The sequence below is a fragment of the Labrenzia sp. ATLA3 genome (assembly GCF_057180185.1).
Window position 1 is genome coordinate 216,364 of record NZ_JBXUKV010000002.1, and the last position, 13,305, is coordinate 229,668.

The window sequence follows — 13,305 nt, forward strand, 5'->3', positions numbered from 1 at the left end:
CATGTCCGATCTACAGAACAACGTCGACAAGCTTGAAACCTATCTCGCCCGGTTCCGGGAAACCGGCGTCCTCAACCAGATCGGCGGCAAGGCCTGCTCGGCTGCCTCCGGTGCGACGTTCGAAACCACTTCCCCGGTGGACGACAGCTTGATCTGCCAGGTGGCCCGCGGCGATGCCGCCGATATCGACGCTGCTGCCAAGGCAGCAAAAGACGCCTTTCCCGCCTGGCGCGACATGGCTGCGGCGGACCGCAAGAAGATCCTGCACAAGATCGCAGACGGCATTGTTGCCCGCGCGGAGGAAATCGCCTTTTGCGAATGCTGGGATACCGGTCAGGCGCTGCGTTTTATGTCGAAGGCGGCCCTGCGCGGCGCCGAGAACTTCCGCTTCTTTGCCGACAAGGCGCCAGGTGCCCGCGACGGTCAGGCCCTGCCCTCACCGACCCTCATGAACATCACGACACGCGTGCCCATCGGCCCGGTCGGCGTGATCACCCCCTGGAACACGCCCTTCATGCTGTCGACCTGGAAAATCGCTCCGGCCCTGGCGGCAGGCTGCACGGTTGTGCACAAGCCGGCAGAATTCTCTCCCGTCACAGCACGCATCTTGATGGAAATAGCCGAGGAAGCCGGCCTGCCGAAGGGGGTCTGGAACCTGGTCAACGGTCTGGGTGAAGAGGCCGGCAAGGCGTTGACCGAACATCCGGACATCAAGGCAATCGCCTTTGTCGGCGAGAGCCGCACAGGCTCCATGATCATGCGTCAGGGCGCGGAAACCCTGAAGCGGGTCCATTTCGAACTCGGCGGTAAGAACCCCGTAATCGTCTTCGATGATGCCGATCTCGACCGCGCACTGGATGCGGCGATCTTCATGATCTATTCGCTCAACGGCGAACGCTGCACCTCGTCCTCGCGCCTTCTGGTGCAGGACACGATTGCCGATGAATTCGAAGCAAAGCTCATCGAACGCGTCAACAACATCAAGGTCGGTCATCCGCTCGACCCGACGACCGAAATTGGCCCACTGATCCACAAGACCCATTTCGACAAGGTCACCGGATACTTCGAAACGGCCCGACAGGATGGCGCAACGATTGCCGCCGGAGGAACCCGCGTCGGCACCGAAGGCTGCTTCGTGCGCCCCACCCTCTTCACCGGCGCGAACAACGACATGAAGATCGCCCAGGAGGAAATCTTCGGCCCCGTTCTGACCTCCATCCGCTTCGGCTCGGAGGAAGAAGCGCTGCAGATCGCCAACGACATCCCCTATGGCCTGACCGGTTACGTCTGGACCAACGACCTGACGCGGGCATTGCGGTTCACCAACAGTCTGGAAGCGGGCATGATCTGGGTGAACTCGGAAAACGTCCGTCACCTGCCCACGCCCTTTGGCGGCGTCAAGGCCAGCGGCATCGGCCGCGACGGCGGCGACTGGTCGTTTGAATTCTACATGGAACAGAAACACATCGGCTTTGCGACGGGACAGCACGCAATCCCGCGCCTCGGGGCCTGATAAAAATAAATCTTCTGGGAGGACCTCATGCCCATTCCGGCACCCAATCTCTACCCGCCCTTCAACATCGTCCGCCTCAGCCATGTGGAACTCGGCGTTACGGATCTGGCCAGAAGCCGGGCATTCTACGTCGATACGCTTGGCCTTCAGGTGACGGACGAAACCGGCGACGCCATCTATCTGCGCGCCATGGAAGAGCGCGGCCACCATTGCCTGGTGTTACGCAAATCGGCGGAAGCCTCCGCGCGCGATCTCGGCTTCAAGGTGTTCGACGAGGAAAATCTCAACAAGGCAGCCGCCTATTTCAAGGGCAAGGGCCTTCCCGTCGACTGGGTCGAGCGGCCCTACCAGTCACGCACCTTCCGCACCCGCGACCCGCACGGCATTCCGCTGGAATTCTATGCGAAGATGGACCGCCTGCCGCCGATCCATCAGAAATACGCACTCTACAAGGGCGTGAAGCCGCTCAGGATTGATCATTTCAACTGCTTCTCGCCGGACGTCTATGCTTCCGTCGCCTTCTACAACGAGCTTGGCTTCCGCGTGACCGAATTCACCGAGGACGAGGAGACAGGTCGTCTCTGGGCCGCCTGGACCCACCGCAAGGGCGGCGTCCACGACATCGCCTTCACCAACGGCAAGGGACCGCGCCTGCACCACACGGCCTTCTGGGTGCCGACCCCGCTCAACATCATCGATCTTCTGGACCTGATGGCAACCACCGGGTGGGTGTCCAACATCGAACGCGGCCCCGGCCGACACGGCATTTCGAACGCCTTCTTCCTCTACATTCGAGACCCGGACGGTCACCGGATCGAGATCTACTGCTCGGACTACCAGACGGTCGATCCGGATCTGGAACCGATCAAGTGGGACCTGAAGGATCCGCAGCGCCAGACATTGTGGGGCGCGCCGGCTCCCAGAAGCTGGTTCGAGGAAGGCTCCCTCTTCGAGGGAACGGAAGTTCAGCCCCCAAGCCTTGCCGCACAACCGATTGTTGCGCCATAGGTGAGAGAGACAACGGTTGGACCAACGCAATGAACTGGACTGATTTTGCCGGCTGGAGCCGGCGTGTGGCCGACTGGGCCGCAGACTATCACCAGACCCTCCGGCAGCGGCCTGTCCGCGCCCAGGTGAAACCTGGCGAGATCCTCAACGCACTCCCCGAGGCTCCGCCGGAGCTTGCCGAGGAGATGGAGAAAATCTTCGCGGATTTCGAGAAGATCGTGCTGCCGGGCATGACCCATTGGCAGCACCCGCGCTTCTTTGCCTATTTCCCGGCCAATGCCTCGCCGCCGTCGATGCTGGCGGAGTATCTCGTCACCGCCATGGCGGCCCAATGCATGCTGTGGCAGACCTCTCCGGCCGCCACCGAGATGGAAACGAGGATGATGGACTGGCTGCGCCAGGCCGTCGGGCTGCCCGAGACGTTTACAGGGGTGATCCAGGACAGCGCGTCCACCGCAACACTGGCCGCCGTACTGACCATGCGCGAGCGCGCCCTTTCCTGGGACGGTAACAAGGCCGGTCTCAGCGGCCAGCCGCGCCTGCGGGTCTATTCCTCCAACGAGGTCCACACCTCCATCGACAGGGCCATCTGGATCTCCGGCATCGGGCAGGACAATCTGGTGCGGGTCCCGGTTCAGGGGCAACACCGGTCCATGGATCCGGACGCCCTGCGCTCTGCCATCGAAGCGGATCTTGCTGCCGGCTACCGTCCTGCAGGCATCATTGCCTGCACCGGCGGAACCGGCGTCGGCGCGTCCGACGATGTTGCCTCTGTCGTCGCCGTCGCGAAGGACTTCGGCCTTTATGTCCATCTCGACGCCGCCTGGGCGGGCGCAGCCATGATCGTGCCTGAGTACCGGGACCTCTGGGCTGGTGTCGAGAGGGTCGATTCCATGGTCTTCAATCCGCACAAATGGCTCGGCGCCCAGTTCGATTGTTCCGCCCATTTCGTACGCGATCCGGAAGACCTCGTGCGCACGCTGGCGATCCGGCCGGAATATCTGAAGACCCATGGCCATGACGGCATCGTCAACTATTCCGAATGGTCCATTCCGCTCGGCCGCCGGTTCCGGGCGCTGAAACTCTGGTTCCTTCTGCGCTCCTACGGTCTTGAGGATCTGCGCCAGCGGCTGCGCAATCATGTCGAATGGTCGGCTGCTTTCGCTGAACGCCTGCGCGCCGAACCGGATTTCGAGATCACCTCCGAGCCTGTCCTGTCGCTGTTCAGCTTTCGCTACGCCCCAGCAGGTGCACAGGACCTCGACACGCTCAACCAGACGCTTGTCGACGCCATCAATGACGATGGCCGGATCTACCTGACCCAGACCTTGCTCGACGGCGCTAAAGTGATCCGCTTTCAGGTCGGACAGTTCGACTGCACACAGGAAGATGTCAACGTCGCCTTTGGCGTCATCCTTGAAATTGCCAGAAATAGGGGGCCCGCATGACCCGGCTCGCGACCTACAGCGCCGACGGCAAACAATATTACGGCGCCGTCACCGATACCGGCATGATTGCCCTGTCGCCGCACTTTCCGCAGTGGCCAACGCTTTACGACGCCATCCACGCCGGTGGCCTGCGGGATCTCGTTGAAGCCGCAATGGACAAGCCGGTGACACAGTCCGATTTCACCTATGAAATGGTGCTGCCGAATGCACCACGGATCCTGTGTGTCGGCGTCAACTTTCCCGACCGCAACGCGGAGTACAAGGACGGCAGCGCGCAGCCGAAATACATGTCGCTGTTCCCGCGGTTTGCAAGCGGATTCACCGGTCACGAGCAGCCGCTGATCCGACCGCCGGAAAACCATACACTCGATTACGAGGGTGAAGTCGCCATCGTCATCGGCAAGGCCGGCCGGCGGATCAGGGTGGAAGACGCCTACGACCATATCTGCGCCCTGACGCTGTGCAACGAAGGCACCATCCGCGACTGGGTTCGGCACGCGAAATTCAACGTCACCCAGGGAAAGAACTGGGACAGGTCTGGGTCCATCGGCCCCTGGCTGGTTCCTTTCGAAAACGCTGCGCAACTGGATGAGGCCCGCATTCAGACCCGCGTCAACGGAGAGCTGCGCCAGGATGATTACCTCAAGCGCATGACCTTCCCGATCCGCGAGGAAATCGCCTACATCTCGACCTTCATGACACTTCAGCCCGGCGACATCATCGTCACCGGAACACCGACAGGCGCCGGCGCCCGTTTCGACCCTCCCCGTTATCTGAAACCCGGTGACGTGGTCGAGATCGAGGTCGAAGGCATCGGCATCTTGCGCAATGGCGTGGAGGACGAAAAATGAGCCTGAGCGAAGCAGACATCTCCAAAACGGCAGGCGATCTCCTGAACGCGGAAAAGACGCTCACGCAGATTGGCCTTCTCACCCTGCGCCATCCGGACCTCGACATGGACGGGGCCTATGCGATCCAGAAGGAATTTGCGAAGGCAAAGCTCGCCGACGGCCGCAAGACCATTGGCTGGAAGATCGGCCTGACGTCAAAAGCCATGCAGGATGCGCTCAAGATCGACACGCCGGACAGCGGCGTCCTCTTCGACGACATGCTGTTTCAAACCGGTGCCACTGTCCCCAAGGGCCGGTTCATCCAGCCGCGGATCGAAGCGGAAATCGCCTTCGTCATGAAGGCTTCAATTGGCGGTGCCGGTGTCACGCGAGAAGACGTTCTGGCGGCAACGGATTACGTCTGCCCGAGCCTGGAAATTCTCGATACCCGTATCCAGCGGGTCGACCCGCAAACCGGTCAGGCCCGCAAGATCTTCGACACCATCGCCGACAACGCTGCCAATGCCGGTCTAGTGCTGGGTGTGGAGAAACACCACCCCGCCACCACCGACCTGCGCTGGATCGGAGCCATCGTCAGCCGCAACAACGAAGTTGAGGAAACCGGTCTTGGCGCTGGCGTTCTCAACGATCCGGTCGAGGCCGTCGTCTGGCTGGCAAGGCGCATGGCCGATTACGGACAGACAATCGAAGCCGGACAGATTATTCTCTCCGGATCCTTCATCAGGCCGGTGGAATGCCCGCCCGGTTCGAAGGTTCACGCCGACTTCGGCCCGTTCGGGTCCGTTTCCTGCTCTTTCGCATAATTGGGAAAACCATGCCAGCGCCTCAAAACGCCTTCAAAGCCACCATGAAATTCGGTCAGCCACAGATGGGCTGCTGGGTTGGGCTTGCCGATGCCTACACGGCAGAGATCACCGCAAGCGCCGGTTTCGACTGGCTGCTGATCGATTGCGAACACGCGCCCAACGATCTCAGATCCATGATGGCGCAATTGACCATGGTCGAGGCCTCGGGCAGCAAGCCGGTGGTCCGGGTGCCCATCGGTGAAACCTGGATGATCAAGCAGTTCCTGGATGCCGGCGCGCAAACGCTGCTGGTCCCCATGGTGGAAAGCAAGGCCCAGGCGGAAGATCTCGTCAGCGCGGTACGCTATCCGCCCGTTGGCGTGCGCGGCGTTGGGGCCGCCCTCGCCCGTGCGTCCCGCTTTTCCGCCATCCCCGATTACCTGACCACCGCCGACGGCGAGATCTGCCTGCTGGTTCAAGTGGAAAACCGCGCCGGGCTGGCAGAACTTGACGGCATCCTGTCAGTCGAAGGCGTTGACGGCGTCTTCATCGGCCCGTCGGATCTGGCTGCCGATATGGGCCATCTTGGCGAGCCCATGCACCCGGAAGTCGTGGCCGCGATCCTGGACGCCATGAAGCGTATCAAGGCCGCCGGCAAGGCACCGGGCATCCTGACCACCAATCTCGATTTCGCCCGCACCTGTCTGGAACTGGGCGCAACCTTCGTCGCCACGTCTATCGACGTCACCCTCTACGCCGCCGCCATCCGTGGGGCTGCCCGGCAGGCGAAGGAGCTACTTGGGTCGGTAGAAGGGTAACGTCCGGCGGGCGCCGGCTCCCGGTCTGGTCCCGTCCATATGCAAAGCGAGGCGGGGCCGGAAAGCTGGCAACATCGGAACAAGGTGCCCATCCTTCGAGACGGGCCTGACGCCCCTCCTCAGGATGAGGCTGTTGGGCTGCGGTTTAAAGTATTCTTAGACGGCAGGATCACGGACGGGTGCCTGCTCTGTCTCTAGGTCACCACGTCAGACAGATCGCCAAGTCGGACTGACCAACCCGGAAAGCTGTTTTACCCGAAGAGCCTCCCCCCTTCCTCATCCTGAGGAAGCGCGAAGCGCTGTCTCGAAGGATGGGCCCCCGGAATGCAAAAGAGCCGCCGGTCCATCTGAACGGACCTGGCGGCTCTTCCAAACAGGAGCCTGAAGCGGCTCGTGCCGGGGACTTACCCCAGCACGACCACCTTGGTGCCGACATTGACGCGGTTATACAGGTCGATGATGTCCTGATGCCACATGCGGATGCAGCCGCTGGAGGCGTTGGTGCCGATACTAGAGGGGTGGTTGGTGCTGTGGATGCGGTAGAGCGTATCCTTGTTGTTCTGCCACAGATACAGCCCGCGCGCGCCGATCGGATTGCGGGGACCGCCATCCTGCCCGTCGCGATATTTCGCCAGCTTCGGATCGCGCTCGATCATCTCTTCCGGCGGGAACCATTTCGGCCACTCGCGCTTGAAGCGGATTTCCGCTTCGCCGTTCCACGCAAAACCGGCTCGACCAACACCGATGCCATACCGGATGGCTCGGCCGCCTGGCTGGATCAGGTAGAGAAATTTGTTCTTCGGATCGACGACGATTGTGCCGGAGGGATACTTGCTGGGATAGAACACCACCTGACGCAGAAATTTCGGGTCGAATTTCTGGTACTGGATGGCAGGGATTGCAAACCCGCCGTCTGTTCTGGCGGCATAGGCCGTCGCATAGTCCGGCGTGCCATCGGCCAGCGGGTTCAATCCCGCCTGCACGGTTGAACTTTGCTGGCTTTGGCAGGCGGCCAACAGCAGGGGTATTGCAGCAACAAACGTGCGTCGGCTCATCTTGGAAGCCATATTCGCGTCCTTTCAGCGGCATATTCGAACCGTCAGCACTTGCAATAATACGGTTCTGACCGGATCAGAAAATTTTAAAGACACATCACGCGATCCGAAACCGAAAGCAACACAATTATGGTAAACGGTTGATTAAAACTGGGGCTTTTCTGCCGTAAGGTCACAAAAGACCTCAGACACGTGGCCTGTTGCGGCAGCCAATCAGAGCGATACTGATCACCGGCACCGGCATAGCGCATGGCACCCGGGCCATCAGAGGGCGGGTGACGACGGCTTCGACAGGACCCGTCCATTGCCCGGGAACCGCTTCGGAATGCTTATTCCTCGAAATGATCCTGGTTCTCGGCGCGGATGCGGCCGAGGATGGTGGCAATGCGGCCCAGGTGTTCAGTCAGAATGGCTTCGGTCAGTTGGCCGTCCCGCAGGCGCATGGCCGAAACGATGCGGTAATGGTCATCGAGCGCAGCCTGCGCCCCGGAGGCCAGAGACAGGAACCGGACCCGGTCCATATGCGCTTTCTGTTCGCGGATCAGCGCCCAGACGTAGTCGTGACCGGAGATTTCGCAGATCCGGCGGTGAAAGATGTCATCGAGCGAATGAAACAGCTGGCGTTCATTGGCATCCACCGCCACCTGCTGCTGCGCGAGAAGCTCTTCCAGGTCGTCGATCTGTTCGTCTGTGATCACCTTGATGGCCGCCCGCATGCAAGCGACCTCCAGCGCGGTGCGCACGAATTTCGCCTTCAGCACCGCAGCTTCCGAGATCTTGGAGATGACCGTTGCCCGTTGCGGGCGGATGAGCAGAAAGCCGAGCTGCGACAGACGGTAGAACGCATCGCGGACCGGCTGGCGGGACACGCCGAAGGCTTTGGCCACTTCCGCTTCCGACATGCGCGTTCCCGGCGCCAGATCCAGTGACAGGATCTGCTGGTGCAATTCTTCGAACACCGTATCTGCGACGCTCGGAATCTTGATGGGCTCGAGCACCTTCAGGGCGCTGCTTTCTGACATCGGCATTCGTCTCCGTTGACTCGACTAATCAACTAGCATATCAGTTTACTAGTCGCAACATTAGCCTGTCTGAAGGCAGCCCTGGGAGAAACGAATGTCACTGGAAAGAGCGGATGCACCGGATATCTCGGGACAGGGCCTGGACCCGCACCGCCTGTTTCCCGCCGATGCAGCCTCGCGCAAGATCGCCGCAGAGCTTTACGCCACCGTCAAGGACCTGCCGATCGTCAGCCCGCATGGCCACACGGATCCGCGCTGGTACGCTGAAAACGAGGCTTTCCCCGACCCGGCACAACTGTTCATCGTTCCTGACCATTACGTTTTCCGCATGTTGTTCTCGCAGGGGATCGACTTGAGCGACCTGGGTGTACCGCGCATCGACGGCGGTCTGAGCGAAACCGACAGCCGCAAGATCTGGAGGATCTTCGCCGAGAATTTCCACCTTTTCCGCGCGACGCCCTCTCGCATGTGGCTGGAACATTCCTTCCAGGAAGTGTTCGGCTGGACCAAACGGATCTCCGCCGACACTGCGGATGAAGCCTATGACCACATCGCCGATTGCCTGACCCGTCCGGAATTCCGCCCTCGTGCGCTTTTCGAGCGGTTCAATATCGAGGTGATCGCGACCACGGAATCACCGCTCGATGACCTGAAATGGCACCGCCAGATCCGCGACAGCGGCTGGAATGGCCGCGTCGTCACGGCCTATCGCCCCGATCCGGTCGTCGACCCGGAATTCGAGGGCTTTGCCACCAACATCGAAAAATTCGGCGAAATCGCCGGTGAGGACGCCACCACCTGGCAGGGCTATCTCAACGCTCACCGGAAACGCCGCGCCTACTTCAAATCCTTTGGCGCGACGTCGTCCGATCACGGCCACGCCACCGCCCGGACGGAAAACCTTTCGGCTTCGGAAGCCCAGGCTCTGTTCCAGAAAGCCCTCAAGGGCGGCTGCTCACCGGAGGAAGCCGACGCCTTTCGGGGGCACATGCTGACGGAAATGGCCCGCATGAGCCTGGAAGACGGGCTGGTCCTGCAGATCCACCCGGGCAGCTACCGCAACCATTCGGCCGGCATCATGGCGGCCCACGGCCGGGACAAGGGGTTCGATATCCCGACCCAGACCGGCTACGTCAAGGCGCTCAAGCCGCTGCTGGACGCGGTCGGCCTGGAAAAGAACCTGTCGATCATTCTCTTCACCCTGGACGAGACCGCCCTTGCACGGGAACTGGCACCACTCGCCGGTGTCTACCCGACGCTCAAGCTTGGTCCGGCCTGGTGGTTCTACGACAGTCCGGAAGGCATGCGCCGCTTCCGGGAACTGACCACGGAAACCGCGGGTTTTTACAACACAGTCGGCTTCAACGACGACACCCGCGCGTTCTGCTCGATCCCTGCCCGCCACGACGTGGCACGCCGGGTTGATTGCGCTTACCTCGCTTCACTCGTGACATCCGGGAGGCTGGACGAGGACGAGGCATATGAGGTCGCTCACGACCTCACTTACAGGCTTGCCAAGCAGGCCTACCGGCTCTGACGAGCCAATTTCGGGAGGAGAGTATGAAAGTATTGAAGACCCTTGCGGCATCGCTGTTGGCGACAGCTGCCCTCACGACCGCATCGCTCGCATGCGAAGTGACCCTGAAGTCGTCCGACACTCATCCGGACGGCTATCCGACGGTGGAGGCCGTCAAGCAGATGGGCAAGTTGCTCGAAGAGCGCACGGACGGCCGCATCTGCGTTGAAGTGTTCCACTCCGCCCAGCTGGGCGAGGAAAAGGACACCATCGAACAGACCAAGTTCGGCGTCATCGACCTGAACCGCGTGTCCATGGGTCCGTTCAACAACCTTGTGGAGGAGACCAAGGTCGTCTCGTTGCCCTACGTCTTCAAGGGCGTGGATCACATGCACACCGTGATGGACGGCCCGATCGGCGAAGAGATCCTGGCGGCATTCGAACCGCACGGCTATGTCGGCCTTGCCTTTTATGACGGCGGCTCGCGCAGCTTCTACAATAAAGTCAAACCGATTAAATCGATTGAAGACCTTCAGGGCATGAAGGTTCGCGTCATGCAGTCCGATATCTTCGTCGACATGATGTCGGCACTCGGCGCCAACGCGACCCCTATGCCATATGGCGAAGTCTATTCGTCCATCCAGACCGGCGTCATCGACGGGGCGGAAAACAACTGGCCGTCCTATGAGTCTTCCGGTCACTTCGAAGTCGCAGGGTATTACACCCTCGACGAACACCTGATCGTGCCGGAAGTGCTGGTCATGTCGAAGAAGTCCTGGGACAAGCTGTCTCCGGAAGACCAGGCGGCCGTCCGCCAGGCTGCAAAGGACTCCGTGCCCTTCATGCGCGAACAGTGGCAGGCCCGCGAAAAGGCGTCTGAAGAAAAAGTCCGCGCTTCCGGTGTCGAAGTCGTCACCGAAATCGACAAGGAGCCGTTCATGGCAGCCATGGACAGCGTCTACGAAAAGCACGTGACCTCCGAAAAGCTGAAGGATCTTGTCGCCCGCATTCGCGCGACCGACTGACCTTCACAAAACCCGTTGCCGGAAGTGCTGTTTCGCGGTCCATCGACCGCGGAACGGTCCGGTCGGCTGCGGGCCGTTTTTCAGGATCCGCCTTGCCCCGGCTCCCCGCTTCAGGATCTCGACGTGCAGCCTCATCTCAAGTTCGCCGCGCAGATGTTGCGCCTTGTCTCCACGGCAGCTCTCTGGCTTGCCGGAGGCGGCCTCATTCTCATGACAGTGTTCATCACCGCGCAGGTGTTCATGCGCTACGTGATGAACGACAGCCTCGTCTGGTCGGAACCGGCGTCCGTCATCCTGATGGGCTGGTTCATCTTCCTGGGGGCCGCAGTCGGCATCCGTGAAGGCTATCACCTCAGTTTCGACGTCCTGCTCTACTTCCTGCCGCAGGGGGCCAAGCTGGTGCTTTACAGCATCTCCGATGCCGTCGTCGCCGCCTTTGGCGCGGGCATGGCCTGGTACGGCGCGGAACTGGCGCTCTCAGCCTGGGATGTGAAACTGCCGTCACTCGGGGTTTCCGGCGCGGTCGATTTCCTGCCGCTGGTCGGTGGCGGCTGCCTGGTTTTTCTCTTTTCCATCGAACGCCTGATGCGCCGTGCGGCCGGTCTGCCGACCGCACGCTTCGGCGAAGACCCTATCGAAGAGGCTGCATGATATGGAACCCTTTATCCTCTTCGGCACATTCACGATCCTGCTGCTGATCGGCACCCCGGTCGCCTTCTGCCTGGGCGCGGCCTCGCTGGCGACAGTGCTCTACATGGACCTGCCGCCCGTCGTCGTCTTCCAGCGCCTCAACTCCGGCGTCTCCGTCTTCGCGCTGATGGCGATCCCCTTCTTCATCTTTGCTGGCGAACTGATGGTGCGCGGCGACATCGCCCGAAGGCTGGTGGCACTTGCCGGGGCCGTGGTCGGGCATATGCGCGGCGGCCTCGGCCAGGTGAACATCGCCGCCTCCGTGCTCTTCGGTGGCATCTCCGGCTCCGCCGCTGCGGATGCGACCGCCATCGGCGGGCTGATGATCCCGCAGATGAAGGAAAAGGGCTATTCGGTGGAATACGGCGTCAACGTTACCGTCGTCTCCTCGATCATCGCGCTGATGCTGCCGCCCTCGCACAACATGATCATCTATTCGATATCGGCTGGCGGGCGCCTTTCCATCGCCGATCTCTTCACCGCGGGTATCTTGCCCGGCCTGATGCTCGCCGTGTCGCTGATGGTCACCGCCTGGTTCGTCGCACGCCGCGCCGGCTATCCGACGGAACGCTTTCCCGGCTGGTCAGCCCTCGGCGCCCTGTTCATCAACGCCATTCCGGGACTTCTCCTGATCGGCATCATCTTCGGCGGCGTGCGCTCGGGCGTCTTCACCGCGTCGGAAAGCTCCTGCATCGCTGCCGTCTATGCCCTACTGGTGACCACGCTTGCCTACAGCACAATGCACTGGCCGGAATTCGTCGCCGCCACCAAGGCCGCCGTGCGCACCACCGCCATGGTGCTGCTGGTCATTGGCTGCGCGGCCTCCTTCGGCTGGCTGCTGGCCTTCCTGCACATCCCCGCTCAACTGGTGGCGTTCATGAAGGGGATTTCCGAGAACCCGCTGATCATCCTCTTGATGATCAACATCGTTCTGCTGTTCCTCGGCACCTTCATGGACATGTCGCCACTCATCGTCATCACGACGCCCATCTTCCTGCCGGTCGCCACTGCCTTCGGCGTCGACCCGGTTCATTTCGGCGTCATCCTGGTGCTCAACCTCGGCATCGGCCTGTGCACGCCGCCGGTGGGCACCGTGCTCTTTGTCGGCTGCGCCGTCGGCCGGATATCGGTCTGGGATGCGATCAGGACGATCTGGCCCTTCTATGGTGCCGCTGTCTTCACATTGCTCCTGGTGACCTACATCCCGTCCCTGTCGCTGTGGCTGCCATCCCTGTTCCATTGAGGCCCATTCAATGTTCGTGAAATCCTTTCCCGAAGTGACCGCCGATCCGGGTGTCCGCCGGCAGGTCCTGTCCGACAGTCCGGATCTGATGGTCGTCGCCTTCCGTTTTCTTGAAGAGGGCGCGGAAGGCAAGCTGCACAACCATCCGCACGTCCAGTCGACCTATGTCGAAAGCGGTCGATTCCGTTTCACGATTGACGGCGAAGCCTTCGACGTCAGCTCCGGCGACAGTTTCGTCATCCCCTCCAATGCGTTGCACGGGTGCCTCTGCCTGGAACCGGGACGGCTGATCGACACCTTCACGCCCCGCCGCGACGACTTTCTTTAAAGA

General features: G+C 61.4%; 13 protein-coding genes. 11 read left to right on the plus strand and 2 right to left on the minus strand.

The features are described from left to right. Window position 1 precedes the first annotated feature (1 nt). From hpaE to hpaI, 6 genes are read left to right on the plus strand one after another with little or no spacing between them, the layout of a single operon-like run. Window positions 2–1,513 carry a 5-carboxymethyl-2-hydroxymuconate semialdehyde dehydrogenase gene (gene hpaE, locus AC2A6O_RS05470; RefSeq protein WP_498926064.1) on the plus strand — a complete coding sequence of 504 codons (1,512 nt, stop codon included), beginning with the start codon at window positions 2–4 and terminating at the stop codon, window positions 1,511–1,513. 27 nt (window positions 1,514–1,540) lie between these two features. Continuing rightward, window positions 1,541–2,521: a 3,4-dihydroxyphenylacetate 2,3-dioxygenase gene (gene hpaD / locus AC2A6O_RS05475; RefSeq protein ID WP_498926065.1), complete on the plus strand. Its 981-nt coding sequence runs from the start codon at window positions 1,541–1,543 to the stop codon at window positions 2,519–2,521. A 29-nt stretch (window positions 2,522–2,550) separates the two neighbouring features. Continuing rightward, window positions 2,551–3,969, plus strand: a complete 1,419-nt coding sequence (locus AC2A6O_RS05480) for a pyridoxal phosphate-dependent decarboxylase family protein (protein WP_498926066.1) — start codon at window positions 2,551–2,553, stop codon at window positions 3,967–3,969. Continuing rightward, window positions 3,966–4,820 (plus strand): fumarylacetoacetate hydrolase family protein, encoded by an 855-nt coding sequence (locus AC2A6O_RS05485; protein ID WP_498926067.1) that lies wholly within the window; start codon window positions 3,966–3,968, stop codon window positions 4,818–4,820. Before AC2A6O_RS05480 ends, AC2A6O_RS05485 begins: the two co-directional genes overlap by 4 nt. Further along, the gene (gene hpaH / locus AC2A6O_RS05490; RefSeq protein WP_498926068.1) at window positions 4,817–5,623 is read left to right on the plus strand and encodes a 2-oxo-hept-4-ene-1,7-dioate hydratase; all 807 of its coding nucleotides are present in this window, start codon (window positions 4,817–4,819) and stop codon (window positions 5,621–5,623) included. Before AC2A6O_RS05485 ends, hpaH begins: the two co-directional genes overlap by 4 nt. A gap of 11 nt (window positions 5,624–5,634) precedes the next feature. Continuing rightward, on the plus strand, window positions 5,635–6,423 hold the full coding sequence (gene hpaI / locus AC2A6O_RS05495) for a 4-hydroxy-2-oxoheptanedioate aldolase (RefSeq protein ID WP_498926069.1): 789 nt from the start codon (window positions 5,635–5,637) through the stop codon (window positions 6,421–6,423). A gap of 404 nt (window positions 6,424–6,827) precedes the next feature. Here hpaI and AC2A6O_RS05500 read toward each other — a convergent pair whose 3' ends face one another. Further along, on the minus strand, window positions 6,828–7,490 hold the full coding sequence (locus AC2A6O_RS05500; protein ID WP_148582690.1) for a L,D-transpeptidase: 663 nt from the start codon (window positions 7,488–7,490) through the stop codon (window positions 6,828–6,830). A 317-nt stretch (window positions 7,491–7,807) separates the two neighbouring features. After that, window positions 7,808–8,500: a GntR family transcriptional regulator gene (locus AC2A6O_RS05505; RefSeq protein ID WP_498926070.1), complete on the minus strand. Its 693-nt coding sequence runs from the start codon at window positions 8,498–8,500 to the stop codon at window positions 7,808–7,810. Window positions 8,501–8,594: 94 nt separating this feature from the next. Between AC2A6O_RS05505 and uxaC the strand changes: the two genes are divergently transcribed. The 5 genes from uxaC (at window position 8,595) to AC2A6O_RS05530 (ending at window position 13,302) form a co-directional block, all read left to right on the plus strand. After that, window positions 8,595–10,037, plus strand: coding sequence for a glucuronate isomerase (uxaC, locus tag AC2A6O_RS05510; RefSeq protein WP_498926072.1), 1,443 nt, complete (start codon window positions 8,595–8,597; stop codon window positions 10,035–10,037). 23 nt (window positions 10,038–10,060) lie between these two features. Beyond that, window positions 10,061–11,041, plus strand: a complete 981-nt coding sequence (locus AC2A6O_RS05515) for a TRAP transporter substrate-binding protein (RefSeq protein ID WP_148582687.1) — start codon at window positions 10,061–10,063, stop codon at window positions 11,039–11,041. A gap of 153 nt (window positions 11,042–11,194) precedes the next feature. Then, the gene (locus tag AC2A6O_RS05520; RefSeq protein ID WP_162529983.1) at window positions 11,195–11,692 is read left to right on the plus strand and encodes a TRAP transporter small permease; all 498 of its coding nucleotides are present in this window, start codon (window positions 11,195–11,197) and stop codon (window positions 11,690–11,692) included. Window position 11,693: 1 nt separating this feature from the next. Continuing rightward, window positions 11,694–12,974, plus strand: coding sequence for a TRAP transporter large permease (locus AC2A6O_RS05525; protein ID WP_498926073.1), 1,281 nt, complete (start codon window positions 11,694–11,696; stop codon window positions 12,972–12,974). A gap of 10 nt (window positions 12,975–12,984) precedes the next feature. After that, window positions 12,985–13,302, plus strand: a complete 318-nt coding sequence (locus AC2A6O_RS05530; protein ID WP_148582684.1) for a cupin domain-containing protein — start codon at window positions 12,985–12,987, stop codon at window positions 13,300–13,302. Window positions 13,303–13,305 lie beyond the last annotated feature (3 nt).

Bases quoted from the DNA above. Each gene is read 5' to 3' on its own strand.
- AC2A6O_RS05520 (WP_162529983.1), top strand. From the start codon at position 11,195: ATGTTGCGCCTTGTCTCCACGGCAGCTCTCTGGCTTGCCGGAGGCGGC.
- AC2A6O_RS05505 (WP_498926070.1), bottom strand. From the start codon at position 8,500: ATGTCAGAAAGCAGCGCCCTGAAGGTGCTCGAGCCCATCAAGATTCCG.
- hpaH (WP_498926068.1), top strand. From the start codon at position 4,817: ATGAGCCTGAGCGAAGCAGACATCTCCAAAACGGCAGGCGATCTCCTG.
- AC2A6O_RS05525 (WP_498926073.1), top strand. From the start codon at position 11,694: ATGGAACCCTTTATCCTCTTCGGCACATTCACGATCCTGCTGCTGATC.
- AC2A6O_RS05500 (WP_148582690.1), bottom strand. From the start codon at position 7,490: ATGGCTTCCAAGATGAGCCGACGCACGTTTGTTGCTGCAATACCCCTG.
- hpaE (WP_498926064.1), top strand. From the start codon at position 2: ATGTCCGATCTACAGAACAACGTCGACAAGCTTGAAACCTATCTCGCC.
- uxaC (WP_498926072.1), top strand. From the start codon at position 8,595: ATGTCACTGGAAAGAGCGGATGCACCGGATATCTCGGGACAGGGCCTG.
- hpaD (WP_498926065.1), top strand. From the start codon at position 1,541: ATGCCCATTCCGGCACCCAATCTCTACCCGCCCTTCAACATCGTCCGC.
- hpaI (WP_498926069.1), top strand. From the start codon at position 5,635: ATGCCAGCGCCTCAAAACGCCTTCAAAGCCACCATGAAATTCGGTCAG.
- AC2A6O_RS05530 (WP_148582684.1), top strand. From the start codon at position 12,985: ATGTTCGTGAAATCCTTTCCCGAAGTGACCGCCGATCCGGGTGTCCGC.
- AC2A6O_RS05515 (WP_148582687.1), top strand. From the start codon at position 10,061: ATGAAAGTATTGAAGACCCTTGCGGCATCGCTGTTGGCGACAGCTGCC.
- AC2A6O_RS05485 (WP_498926067.1), top strand. From the start codon at position 3,966: ATGACCCGGCTCGCGACCTACAGCGCCGACGGCAAACAATATTACGGC.
- AC2A6O_RS05480 (WP_498926066.1), top strand. From the start codon at position 2,551: ATGAACTGGACTGATTTTGCCGGCTGGAGCCGGCGTGTGGCCGACTGG.